A 12,686-nucleotide genomic window follows, 5' to 3' on the forward strand; every position below is an offset into this window, starting at 1 on the left:
CGCAGGGTCGACTCAGGGAAAATGTTGAAGATGCTGAACAATAGTCATCCTGCACCACTGTTTAAGGCATTGGGCGAATATAAGGGCATCCTGATCAGTGTCGGTTGTTTTACCGCCTTGATTAATGTGCTGATGCTGGTGCCTTCCATCTATATGTTGCAGGTCTACGACCGGGTGCTGTCGTCACAGAATGAAACCACCCTGGTGATGCTGTCGCTGATGGTGGTGGGCTTCTTCCTGTTTATCGGGCTCCTGGAAGTGGTGCGCAGCTTTGTCGTGATCCGCATTGGCAGCCAGCTGGAGCGGCGTTTCAACCTGCGGGTCTATCAGGCCGCCTTCGAACGCAACCTGGCCCGCGGCGAAGGCCATGCCGGGCAGTCCCTGGGGGACCTGACCCACATTCGCCAGTTCCTCACCGGCCCGGCCCTGTTCGCCTTCTTCGATGCGCCCTGGTTTCCCATCTATCTGCTGGTGATCTTTGCCTTCAACGTCTGGCTCGGCGTGTTCGCCAGCGCCGGCGCCTTGTTGCTGATCGCGCTGGCCTGCTTCAACGAGGCCATGACCAAAAAGCCCCTGGCCGAGGCCAGCGGGTATTCGCAGCAATCCACCCAACTGGCCACCAGTCATCTGCACAACGCTGAAACCATCCAGGCCATGGGCATGCTCGGGGCCTTGCGCAAACGCTGGTTCATGGTGCATTCGCGGTTTCTCGGCCGGCAGAACCAGGCCAGCGACACCGGCTCGGTGATCAGTTCCCTGAGCAAGACCCTGCGCCTGTGCCTGCAATCGCTGGTGCTGGGCCTGGGCGCGTTGCTGGTGATCAAGGGCGACATGACCGCGGGGATGATGATCGCCGGGTCGATCCTCATGGGCCGGGTGCTGAGCCCCATCGACCAGTTGATCGCGGTGTGGAAGCAGTGGAGTGCCGCCAAGCTGGCCTACAGGCGCCTGGATGCGCTGCTGCGCGAGTTCCCGCCCAGCGACAGCGCCATGTCGCTGCCGCCGCCCAAGGGCCAGGTGAGTTTCGAGCAGGTCAGCGCCGGGCCGCCCGGGCGGCGGATGGCAAGCCTGCAGCAAGTGAGCTTCAACCTCAACGCCGGTGAAGTGCTGGGCGTGCTGGGGGCTTCCGGTTCCGGCAAGTCGACCCTGGCCCGGGTCCTGGTGGGCGTCTGGCCGACCCTGGGCGGCACGGTGCGCCTGGACGGTGCCGACATTCACCGCTGGAATCGCGATGAGCTGGGGCCCTACATCGGTTACTTGCCCCAGGACATCGAGCTGTTCAGCGGCAGCATCGCCGAGAACATCGCGCGCTTTCGTGAGGCCGACCCGCAGCGGGTGGTCCAGGCCGCCCAGCTGGCCGGGGTGCATGAACTGATCCTGCGCCTGCCCCAGGGCTACGACACCCTGCTCGGGGACGACGGCAGCGGCCTGTCCGGCGGGCAGAAACAGCGCGTGGCCCTGGCCCGGGCGCTGTATGGCAACCCGAGCCTGGTGGTGCTCGACGAACCCAATTCCAACCTCGACACCGTGGGCGAAAGCGCCCTGGCGGCGGCCATTGCCCAGCTCAAGGCCCGGGGCGCCAGCGTGGTGCTGGTGACCCATCGCTCGTCGGTGCTGGCCCTGGCCGACAAGCTGCTGGTGCTCAACGAAGGGCGCCTGCAGGCCTTCGGCCCCAGCCAGGAGGTGCTCAAGGCGCTGTCCGCCGGCCAGTCGCCCGCCGCCCAGGAAAGCCCCAAGCCGGCCGCGTCCGCCCCCGCAGGCTTGAGCATGAGCCGTCAGTATCAGGCTCCGACACGGAATAAAGGCGCATGAGCAAGGACCGCGAGATGATGATCGAACAGGATTACGCACCCGAACGCGTGGAGCGCGACGCTGGCTTTTTCGTGCGCCTGGGCTGGCTGCTGGCCCTGGTGGGGGCCGGCAGTTTCTTTGTCTGGGCCGCCCTGGCGCCCCTGGACCAGGGCATCCCGGTGCAAGGCACGGTGGTGGTGTCCGGCAAGCGCAAGGCGGTGCAATCCATGAGCAGCGGGGTGGTCAGCCGCATCCTGGTGCGTGAAGGCGAAAGCGTGAAGCAGGGCCAGCCGCTGTTTCGCCTGGACCAGACTCAGGTGGCGGCGGATGTGCAATCCCTGCAGGCCCAGTACCGCATGGCGGTGGCCAGCCTGGCGCGCTGGCGCAGCGAGCGCGACAACCTCAAGCAAGTGGACTTTCCGGCGCAGTTGAGCAGCAGTGACGACCCGCGCCTGGCCCTGGTGCTGGAAGGCCAGCGCCAGCTGTTCAGCAGTCGGCGCGAGGCGTTCCTGCGTGAGCAGGCGGGCATTCGCGCCAACATCGAAGGCGCCACCGCGCAACTGGCGGGCATGCGTCGCGCACGCACCGACCTGGGCAATCAGGCCGAGTCCCTGCGCCAGCAACTGAGCAACCTGCAACCCTTGGCCGACAACGGCTATATCCCGCGCAACCGCCTGCTGGAATACCAGCGCCAACTGTCCCAGGTGCAGCAGGAACTGGCGCAGAACACCGGCGAAAGCGGACGCATCGAGCAGGGCATTCTCGAATCCCGGCTCAAGCTGCAACAGCACAGCGAGGAATATCAGAAAGAGGTGCGCAGCCAGTTGGCCGAGGCCCAGCTCAAGACCCAGACCCTGGAGCAGCAGCTGACCTCCGCCGGTTTCGACTTGCAGCACAGCGAGATCATCGCCACCGCCGACGGCATCGCGGTCAACCTCGGGGTGCACACCGAAGGCGCGGTGGTGCGCCAGGGCGAAACCCTGCTGGAGATCGTGCCCCAGGGCACGCACCTGGAAGTGGAAGGGCGGCTGCCGGTCAACCTGGTGGACAAGGTCGGCCCCCATCTGCCGGTGGACATCCTCTTCACGGCCTTCAACCAGAGCCGCACGCCAAGGGTGTCCGGCGAGGTCAGCCTGGTTTCCGCCGACCAGATGGTCGACGAGAAAACCGGCATGCCCTACTACGTGCTGCGCAGCAGCGTCAGCGACCAGGCCATGGAGAAGCTCAACGGGCTGGTGATCAAGCCGGGGATGCCGGCGGAGATGTTTGTCCGCACCGGCGAGCGCTCGCTGCTCAACTACCTGTTCAAGCCACTGCTCGACCGGGCCGGCTCCGCACTGACCGAAGAATAAGGATGTCGCGTCGTATGAGTAAGCTTTCCATCCTCGCCGCGGCCTTGTCCTTGCTGGTGTGCCAGGGAGCCCAGGCCATGGGTCCGTTCCAGATCTACGAACAGGCGCTGCGCAATGACCCGGTGTTCCTCGGCGCCATCAAGGAGCGCGACGCCGGCCTGGAAAACCGCGCCATCGGCCGCGCCGGTCTGCTGCCCAAGGTGGGCTACAGCTACAACAAGGGCCACAACAACTCCAAGGTCACCTACCTGGACACGGTGCGCGGCAGCGTCAGCGAAAAACGCAACTACGACAGCTACGGCTCGTCCCTGACCCTGCAGCAGCCGCTGATCGACTACGAGGCCTACGCCAACTACCGCAAGGGCGTGGCCCAGGCCCTGTTTGCCGACGAGAACTTTCGCGGCAAGAGCCAGGAGCTGCTGGTGCGGGTGCTCAGCTACTACACCAAGGCCCTGTTCGCCCAGGACCAGATCGACATTGCCCTGGCCAAGAAAAAGGCCTTCGAGCAACAGTTCCAGCAAAACCGGCACATGTTCCAGCAGGGCGAGGGCACCCGTACCGACATCCTTGAAGCCGAGTCGCGCTACGAGCTGGCCACCGCCGAGGAGATCGAGGCCCGGGACGAACAGGACGCAGCCTTGCGGGAACTGGGGGCGCTGATTGGCGTGCCCGACCTCGACGTGCGCGACCTCGACCCCTTGCAGGAAAACTTCCAGTCCTTTGCCCTGAGCCCGGCCAATTACGACACCTGGCATGAGATGGCCCTGAGCAACAACCCGGTGCTGGCCTCCCAGCGGCAACGGGTCGAGGTGGCGCGTTATGAAGTGGAGCGCAACCGCGCCGGGCACCTGCCCAAGCTCAGCGCCTACGCCAGCGTGCGGCAGAACGAATCGGAAAGCGGCAACACCTACAACCAGCGCTACGACACCAACACCATCGGCATCGAAGTCAGCCTGCCGCTGTACGCCGGTGGCGGGGTGTCGGCCTCCACCCGCCAGGCCAGCCGCGCCATGGAGCAGGCCGAATACGAACTGGACGGCAAGACTCGGGAAACCCTGATTGAACTGCGCCGGCAATTCAGTGCCTGTTTATCGGGGGTGAGCAAATTGCGCGCCTACCAGAAGGCCCTGACCTCGGCCGAGGCCCTGGTGGTGTCCACCAGGCAGAGCATTCTGGGCGGTGAACGGGTCAACCTGGATGCGCTCAATGCCGAGCAGCAGCTCTACACCACCCGACGTGACCTGGCCCAGGCCCGTTATGACTACCTGATGGCCTGGACCAAGTTGCATTACTACGCCGGAACCTTGCGTGAAGAAGATCTGGCCCGGGTCGATGAGGCCTTCGGTCAGCGCACCGGTCCCTGACGGGCCGCAGGATAAAAAGGAGAAACGCACATGAGCATCTTCGACTACAAAAACGCCGTGGGCGGTGCTGGCAAGGCCCAGTACAGCGAGGCCATCACCCTGGCCTTGTATGCAGGCAATCCCACCGGCGAGGCCTTGCCGGGCACGTCCTGGCGCCCCATCAGCGCCTCGCAGTTGGGCTATCAGGGCCACGTCAGCGCCCAGGGCACCATTTCCGGCGAACAGGCGGTGGTCAGCGACGCCCAGGTCGAGATCCTCGGCAAGTACGACGGCGCCGGGCAGTTGCTGTCCATCGGCATCAGCTTTCGTGGCACCGACAGCCTCAAGGACGGCCTCAACGACCTGCAGGCGGCCTTTGTCTCCGGCTTTGCCGACAACTACAGCCGCCTGGCCTTCGACAACCTGCTGGGCAAGGTCGCCGCCTTCGCCGCGGCCCAGGGCCTGAGCGGCAGCGATGTGCTGGTCACCGGGCACAGCCTGGGCGGGTTGGCGGTCAACAGCCTGGCGACCCTGAGCACGGAGCACTGGGGCGGCTTCTACCAGGACGCCAGCTATGTGGCCTTCGCCTCGCCGACCCAGAGCGCCAGCGACAAGGTGCTGAACATCGGCTATGAAAACGACCCGGTGTTCCGTGCCCTGGACGGCACCGACTTCAACGCATCGTCCCTGGGCACCCACGACAAGCCCCAGGAGTCGGCGACCAACAATATCGTCAGCTTTACCGATCACTATGCGTCGTTGTTCGGCAAGCTGGTGCCCCAGAGCATCCTCAACCCCTGGTCCTGGTCGGCCCATAGCGCGGTGGACTATGCCGGCGGACTCAATCGCCTGATCGATTCGGATTTCTATGACCTGACCAGCCGTGATTCGACCGTGGTGGTGTCCAACCTGTCCGAGGGCCAGCGCGACAAGGTGTGGGTCAAGGACCTCAACCTGTACGCGGAGCAACACAGCGGCAGCACCTTTATCATCGGCACCCAGAGCAACGACCTGCTGCACGGCGGCAAGGGCAACGATTACCTCGATGGCGGTGCCGGTGATGACCGTTTCCGCGACGACGGCGGCTACAACATCATCCATGGCGGCTCGGGTCATAACGTTCTGGAGCTGCAGCAGCCGCTGAAGAACTTCTCCATTGCCAATGACGGCGACGGCACTTTGTACATCCGCGATGCCTACGGCGGCATCAGCATGACCCGGGATATCGGCGCCCTGGTCAGTCACGAGGCCGGGAGCTGGTGGCAACTGCTCGGCAAGGACGTCAGCTACAGCGTGACCGCCGACGGCTTGCAGAACGGCAACCAGTGGACCGCCTACAACCACTCCCTCAATGGCGATGCCTATGGCAATGCGCTGGTGGCCAGCGTCAACGGCGACTGGCTGTTCGGCCACGGTGGCGATGACTTGCTGAGCAGCGACAAGGCCAACGTGACCTTCGTCGGTGGCGCCGGCAACGACGTCATGCATTCCACCGGGGGCGGGGCCAATACCTTCCTGTTCAGCGGCAACTTCGGTTTCGACCTGATCCACGGCTACCAGAGCAGCGACAAGCTGGTGTTCATGGGCGTGCCCGGCATCGATGCCCATTACGACTACAGCCAGCACCTGTCCCAGAGCGGCAACGACACCTTGCTCAAGGTGGGCGACTACTCGGTGACCCTGGTGGGCATCGGTATGGAGGGGCTCAACGGTTCAGGCATCGTGTTCGCCTGATTCAGCCTCGGCCGGGGGAGCGCAGGATTCGCTCCCCCGGGCTTTGCGGACCTTGAACCCAGAGAGAGTCGGGGTGGCTCCCCTGAAGTCGCCGGCAATATCCTGATCCGTCCCGGATGGACGATCGAACAACAACAAAAAACGAGAAGTCATCAACATGGATGTGAGATGTCATCAGCTCAACAGGCTGGCGGGCACCCTGTTCCTGGCGTTTGCCGCAAGCCTGCCATCGACGGCCGCCCAACGCCGCTCGGAACACCGGCCAGTGGGGCGTTCCCGCCCCCATGCCATCGGCGCTCTGGCGCTCGCCATGGAACCTTCCCCTTATCTGGACAACCAGCAAGCCCAGCAGGTGCTGCCAAGCCCCCGTGCGCCTGTGCTGATGCGTTGGCGCGCCTGGGGTGTTGGTGAGCGACACAAGGGGGGCGGAGTCAATCTGCAATGGCGTTTCCACGACGTCATTCGAGCGGCAGGCAGGGAGCCTGCCGGGGCCATTTCGCAACACAACTAAGGAAGGTCGTAGTGAAGCAAGTCAAACGCAAGGATGGCGCTGTGCTGGGGCAGGAACGGGGTTGGTTGACCCTGGCTCCGGCACTGTTGGGTTGGCTGGCGCTGCTGGGCACGGCCCAGGCGGCGCCCTATGTGGAAGCCGGTCGCCGGGGCGATGCAGCAAGCTGGCGCAGCAGCGAGTTCAAGGCCGATTGGGGCCTGGGGGCGATTCATGCCGACAGTGCCTATGCCGCCGGTTACAGCGGCAAGGGCGTCAAGCTGGGAATCTTCGACCAGCCGGTGTATGCCCAGCATCCGGAGTTCGCCAGCCCGGGCAAGGTGCTGACCCTGGTCACCAGCGGCATTCGCCAATACACCGATCCCTATATCCCGGTGAAGGCCGGCGATGCCTTCGTCTATGACGGCCGACCTTCGGTGGGCTCGGACGGCAAGCTGGGGTCCCACGGCACCCACGTCGGCGGGATCGCCGCCGGCAACCGCGATGGCGGGGCGATGCACGGGGTGGCCTTCGATGCCCAGATCATCAGCGCCGACAACGGCGATCCGGGCCCGGAGGACGGCATCATCCTCGGTAACGATGGCGCGGTGTACAAGGCCGGCTGGGACGGCCTGGTGGCCAGCGGCGCGCGGATCATCAACAACAGCTGGGGCATCGGCATCACCGATCGCTTCAGCAAGGGCGGACGCGATCCGGCGTTCCCGCACTTCACCCTGGACGATGCCCGGGCGCAGTTCGCGCAGATCCAGCCGTTGCTGGGCAGCTTGCCGGGCGGCGCCTACGACGGGGCGATCGCCGCCGCCCGCAGTGGGGTGCTGACGATTTTCGCCGCCGGCAACGATTACAACCTGAACAACCCCGACGCGATCGCCGGGCTGGCCTATTTCGTGCCGCAGATTGCCCCCAACTGGTTGACCGTGGCGGCCTTGCAGCAGAACCCCGATACCGCCAGTGCCGACCCCTATGTCATCAGTACCTTTTCTTCCCGCTGCGGCTACACCGCGAGCTTTTGCGTGTCGGCCCCCGGCACCCGGATCTACAGTTCGGTGATCGGTGGCACCAGCCTGGAGAACATGACCCTGGGCTACGCCAACAAGAACGGCACGTCCATGGCCGCGCCCCATGCGGCTGGCGCCGCGGCGGTACTGATGGAGCGTTTCCCCTACCTGAGCGCGGCGCAGGTGGCGAGCGTCCTGCGCACCACGGCCACCGATCTGGGCGCACCGGGCATCGATGAGCTGTATGGCTGGGGGATGATCAATCTGGACAAGGGCATTCGCGGGCCGGGGATGCTGGTGACCGAGGCGGATATCCCCGAGGCGCTGCGTATCCAGGGCGGCTACGGCTCGACCCAGTTCGTCGCCGATTTGCCGGGCTATGGCGCGCTGCTGGATGCCGGCAAGCCGACCCAGCGGCACTGCAATGACATCAGCTGTGTGCTGGATATCTGGAGCAACGACATCAGTGGTCACGGCGGCCTGACCAAGCAGGGCGTCGGCACCCTGGTGCTCAGCGGCGCCAACACCTACGCCGGGCCGACCCTGGTCAATCAGGGGCGGCTGGCGGTCAACGGCTCGCTGCTGTCGGCGGTGACGGTGAACGCTGGTGGCATCCTCGGCGGCACGGGCCGCGTGGGGGCGCTGACCGCCAACGCGGGCGCGATTGTGGCTCCCGGCAATTCCATCGGCACCTTGCATGTCAGTTCCGATGTGAACTTTCTCCCGGGTTCGACCTACGCGGTGGAGCTGTCCCCCAGCGGCAGCGACCGGATTGTCAGCGATGGCCAGGCAACCCTCGGCGGGGCCAGCCTGGCTCTGGAACTGGAAAACCCGGGTTTGTCCCTCAATGCACAACGGGTCCCGAGCCTGGTGGGGCGGCAGCTGGATATCCTCCAGGCCGCTAATGGCGTACAGGGCAGCTTTGGCCCGGTGCTGTCCAACTCGCTGTTTCTGGGGGGCAACCTCAACTACAGCGCCGGCGGTGTACAGCTGGCGGTGGCGCGCAATGCCACCTCGTTCAGCAGCATCGGCCTGAGCCCCAACCAGCGTTCGGTGGCCGATGCTGCCGAGCAACTGGGGGCGGGCAACCCGGTGTATGAAAGCCTGCTGCTGGCCGCCAGCGCGGCCAGTGCACAACAGGCCTTCGAGCAACTGTCCGGGGAGATTCATCCGGCCGTTGGCAGTCAGTTGCTCAATGACAACCGCTACCTGCGTGAGGCGATGGGTGAGCGCCTACGCCAGCAGGGCGGGGACGCGCTGCCTACCGTCGAGGGCGGCGAGCAGGGGCTGTGGCTCAAGACCCTGGGCGCCTGGGGCAAGGCCGACGGCGGCCAGGATCGAGCCGGCTATACCAGCTCCATCGGCGGCCTGCTGGCCGGTGTCGACGGGCAAGTGGACCCGAGCACCCGCCTGGGCGTGTTCACCGGCTATAGCGACAGCTCGCTGAGCATGGGCGATGGCCGGCATTCTTCGGCCAGCATCGACAGCTACCACCTGGGTGCCTACGCCGGACGCGAGCTTGCGCAAGTGCGCCTGAGCCTGGGCGGTTCCTACAGCTGGCACCGGATCGCCACTCGGCGCGAGCTGCAATACGACGAGGTTGCCGATCGCCAGAAGAGCCAGCGTGATGCCCGCAGCCTGCAGCTGTTCGGCGAGGCGGCGTGGCACCTGGATCTGCAGCCCATGGCCCTGGAACCCTTTGCCAGCCTGGCCTATGTGCATGTGGACAGCGAGCGTTTCAAGGAACACGGCGGCGCCACGGCACTCAAGGGCGATCGCGACAATCGCGAGGCCTGGCTCTCGACCCTGGGCATGCGTGCCGGCAAGCAGCTGCAATTGGCTTCCGGGCAGACTGTGGAACTGTCCGCTACCCTCGGCTGGCAGCACAATCTGAGCGCCACCGGCGCCGATCAGCATCTGGCGTTTGCCGACGGTGGCCAAAGCTACAAGGTGCAGAGCCTGTCACTGGACCGCGATGCCGCGGTCGTCGGTGCACGGGCGGGCATGGCCCTGGGTCGACAGACCCGGGTCAATCTGGATTACAACGGGTTACTGGGCAGCCGTGACCGGAACCACGGGGTCGGCTTGACCCTGGACTGGACTTTCTAAGACCCAGGCAACGGATGTGCAAGGTGTTGTACAGGTCCTCCGGACCCGAAAACGGGCTTGGGGGGCCTGAGCTTTCTCTGACAATTCCAACAAAAGAGAGGCAATACCATGGGTGTGTTTGACTACAAGAACTTCACCGCAGCCGACTCAAAAGCGCTGTTTTCCGATGCGCTGGCGATCACGCTGTATTCCTATCACAACCTCGACAACGGCTTTGCCGTGGGTTACCAGCACAACGGCTTCGGCCTGGGCCTGCCGGCGACCCTGGTCAGCGCATTGATCGGCAGCAGCGATTCCCAGGGGGTGATCCCCGGCATTCCCTGGAACCCGGATTCGGAGCAGGCCGCCAAGGACGCGTTGCACCAGGCCGGGTGGTCCACCCTCAGTGCCCAGCAACTGGGCTACAGCGGCAAGGTGGATGCCCGGGGCACCTTCTTCGGCGAGAAGGACGGCTACGGCACGGCCCAGGTGGAGATCCTCGGCAAGTACGATGCCCAGGGCCACCTGAGTTCCATCGGCATCGCCTTTCGCGGCACCAGCGGGCCACGGGAGTCGGTGATCGGCGACACCCTGGGCGATGTGATCAACGACCTGCTGGCGGCCCTCGGGCCCAAGGACTATGCCAAGAACTACGCCGGCGAGGCGTTCGGCCAGTTGCTGGGCAAGGTAGCGGCCTTTGCCCAGGCCAATGGCCTGTCCGGCAAGGACATCCTGGTCAGTGGCCACAGCCTGGGCGGGCTCGCGGTCAACAGCCTGGCGGACCTGAGCAGCGAACGCTGGTCCGGGTTCTACAAGGACTCCAACTACATCGCCTACGCCTCGCCGACCCAGAGCGCCAGCGACAAGGTGCTGAACATCGGCTATGAGAACGACCCGGTGTTCCGCGCCCTGGACGGCTCCAGTTTCAACCTGTCGTCCCTGGGCGTGCACGATGCCCATCAGGATTCGGCCACCAACAACATCGTCAACTTCAACGACCACTACGCCTCGGCGCTGTGGAACGTATTGCCGTTTTCGATCCTCAACATCCCCACCTGGATCTCCCACCTGCCCACCGGCTACGGCGACGGCCTGACCCGGGTCCTGCAATCGCAGTTCTACGAGTTCACCAGCAAGGACTCGACCATTGTCGTGGCCAACCTGTCGGACCCGGCCCGGGCCAGCACCTGGGTCCAGGACCTGAACCGCAATGCCGAAACCCACAAGGGCAGCACCTTCATCATCGGCAGCGACGGCAACGACCTGATCCAGGGCGGCCGCGGCAACGATTACCTGGAGGGCCGCGACGGCAATGACACCTTCCGCGACGATGGCGGCTACAACATCATCCTCGGCGGCAAGGGCAGCAACATTCTGGACTTGCAGCATTCGATCAGCGACTACAGCTTCGCCAGCGATGGCGCCGGGACCCTGTACGTGCGCGATGCCAACGGCGGGATCAGCATCACCCGCGACATCGGCGCGATCCAGAGCAAGGAGCCAGGGTTTCTCTGGGGCCTGTTCAAGGACGACGTGCTGCATCAGGTGACCGCCCAGGGCTTGCAGGTGGGCGGTCAACTGACTCACTACGCCTCGTCGGTGAAGGGCGATGCCGGGGACAACCTGCTCAAGGCCGGCGCAGGCGGTGACTGGCTGTTCGGCCTGGACGGCAACGATCACCTGATCGGCGGCCGGGGCAATGACGTGTTTGTCGGCGGCGCCGGCAATGACCTGATGGAGTCGGGAGGGGGCAACGACACCTTCCTGTTCAACGGTCATTTCGGCCAGGACCGCATCATCGGCTATCAGAGCGGCGACAAGCTGGTGTTCATGGGCGTCAGCGGGGTGGTGCCGGGCCAGGATTACCGGGCCCATGCCAGCAGCAATGGCCACGACACGCTGCTGACCTTTGGCCAGGATTCGGTGACCCTGGTGGGCGTCAGTCTTGAGCAGGTCAACGGCTCGGGCATCACCATCGCCTGATGCATCTGCGGCGCGGGGTCCGGCATGGGCTCCGCGCTGTCCAGGCGCGATAAAAGTGACCCACAGGTCAGGCAACGACTCCAATACCCTTTAAAGCTGCCGCCGGCTGAACCGTTATTACAGCAACCCAAGGTTGCTGGCGGGCCGGCCAGCAACGCATTCAAGGCAATGGCAGGAGAGTTTTGACCGTGAGCAACACCAAGAGATGGGCGAGTGCCGGGGTGCTGATGGCCCTGTGGACGGGGCTGGTCGCCGCCGAGGAGTTGCCTCGCAGCTCGATTCTGCAACGTTATGGGGTGAGCGTGGATCAGTTGCCGGCCGGTCAGCCGGCGCCTGCCCAGTCGCAGCCGGCGCCCGCCAGCCGCTTCAACCTGCAGCCAGAGTCACCTCTGGTCAATCTGCGCCTGGGGGACGGCAGTGCGCCGCCGAGCACCGGCAACATCAGCATCGATAACGCCGAGGCGCGCGAGCGCGAACGCTGCCAGCAAGTGCGCGACGAGTTGTCCAGGCGGGGCAAGCCCCTGGGGATTTCCTGCGCGCCAGGGCAGGGCCCGTTGCCCTGGATGCCTTAAAGCGCGGGCTTGCATCACTTTTCCTGGCGGACCGTGGCCACATCGTCCGCCTTGACCCGCACGGTCTTGCCGGAGATGTCCTGGAACTCATAGAAACCATCGGCGGTCTTGGTCTTGGGCTGGTCGCGGGTCAGGTACTGGGTACCGTTCTGCAAGGTCACCACCGTGGGCGAGGCGCAGCCGGCCAGGTTCAGGGCGCCGACGGCGATCAATAGCAATCCCAGGTACTTCACATTCATACAGACCTCTCATAGGGGGGCGTCCCCGTTGCGGCGGACACTATAGTCATGGCCCCTTGGTGTAGTGAAGACGACGAA

General features: G+C 64.9%; 8 protein-coding genes. 7 read left to right on the forward strand and 1 reads right to left on the reverse strand.

What is annotated here, in order from left to right; genetic code table 11:
• Window positions 1–30 precede the first annotated feature (30 nt).
• From GWQ44_RS18365 to GWQ44_RS18395, 7 genes are all read left to right on the forward strand, one after another.
• Complete coding sequence (locus GWQ44_RS18365; protein ID WP_275927970.1) at window positions 31–1,812, forward strand: type I secretion system permease/ATPase; 1,782 nt, start codon at window positions 31–33, stop codon at window positions 1,810–1,812.
• Window positions 1,809–3,143 carry an HlyD family type I secretion periplasmic adaptor subunit gene (locus GWQ44_RS18370; protein WP_275927971.1) on the forward strand — a complete coding sequence of 445 codons (1,335 nt, stop codon included), beginning with the start codon at window positions 1,809–1,811 and terminating at the stop codon, window positions 3,141–3,143. Before GWQ44_RS18365 ends, GWQ44_RS18370 begins: the two co-directional genes overlap by 4 nt.
• A 2-nt stretch (window positions 3,144–3,145) precedes the next feature.
• On the forward strand, window positions 3,146–4,507 hold the full coding sequence (locus tag GWQ44_RS18375; protein ID WP_016962795.1) for a TolC family outer membrane protein: 1,362 nt from the start codon (window positions 3,146–3,148) through the stop codon (window positions 4,505–4,507).
• Window positions 4,508–4,537: 30 nt separating this feature from the next.
• On the forward strand, window positions 4,538–6,220 hold the full coding sequence (locus GWQ44_RS18380; RefSeq protein WP_179596170.1) for a polyurethanase: 1,683 nt from the start codon (window positions 4,538–4,540) through the stop codon (window positions 6,218–6,220).
• Window positions 6,221–6,742: 522 nt separating this feature from the next.
• A complete protein-coding gene (locus GWQ44_RS18385) occupies window positions 6,743–9,835 on the forward strand; it encodes an autotransporter serine protease (RefSeq protein ID WP_275927972.1) in 3,093 nt (1,030 codons plus the stop codon).
• A gap of 108 nt (window positions 9,836–9,943) precedes the next feature.
• On the forward strand, window positions 9,944–11,797 hold the full coding sequence (locus tag GWQ44_RS18390; protein ID WP_275927973.1) for a polyurethanase: 1,854 nt from the start codon (window positions 9,944–9,946) through the stop codon (window positions 11,795–11,797).
• A gap of 188 nt (window positions 11,798–11,985) precedes the next feature.
• The gene (locus GWQ44_RS18395) at window positions 11,986–12,369 is read left to right on the forward strand and encodes a hypothetical protein (RefSeq protein ID WP_042941242.1); all 384 of its coding nucleotides are present in this window, start codon (window positions 11,986–11,988) and stop codon (window positions 12,367–12,369) included.
• A 14-nt stretch (window positions 12,370–12,383) separates the two neighbouring features.
• On the opposite strand, the gene GWQ44_RS18400 is transcribed toward GWQ44_RS18395, so the two are convergent.
• The gene (locus GWQ44_RS18400; protein ID WP_047304259.1) at window positions 12,384–12,608 is read right to left on the reverse strand and encodes a YgdI/YgdR family lipoprotein; all 225 of its coding nucleotides are present in this window, start codon (window positions 12,606–12,608) and stop codon (window positions 12,384–12,386) included.
• Window positions 12,609–12,686 lie beyond the last annotated feature (78 nt).

It is taken from the genome of Pseudomonas sp. 3MA1, assembly GCF_029237275.1.
Lineage (GTDB): Bacteria > Pseudomonadota > Gammaproteobacteria > Pseudomonadales > Pseudomonadaceae > Aquipseudomonas > Aquipseudomonas fluorescens_AP.

Coding starts and splice junctions, on each gene's coding strand:
- GWQ44_RS18365 (WP_275927970.1), top strand. CDS start 31: ATGCTGAACAATAGTCATCCTGCACCACTGTTTAAGGCATTGGGCGAA.
- GWQ44_RS18370 (WP_275927971.1), top strand. CDS start 1,809: ATGAGCAAGGACCGCGAGATGATGATCGAACAGGATTACGCACCCGAA.
- GWQ44_RS18375 (WP_016962795.1), top strand. CDS start 3,146: ATGTCGCGTCGTATGAGTAAGCTTTCCATCCTCGCCGCGGCCTTGTCC.
- GWQ44_RS18380 (WP_179596170.1), top strand. CDS start 4,538: ATGAGCATCTTCGACTACAAAAACGCCGTGGGCGGTGCTGGCAAGGCC.
- GWQ44_RS18390 (WP_275927973.1), top strand. CDS start 9,944: ATGGGTGTGTTTGACTACAAGAACTTCACCGCAGCCGACTCAAAAGCG.
- GWQ44_RS18400 (WP_047304259.1), bottom strand. CDS start 12,608: ATGAATGTGAAGTACCTGGGATTGCTATTGATCGCCGTCGGCGCCCTG.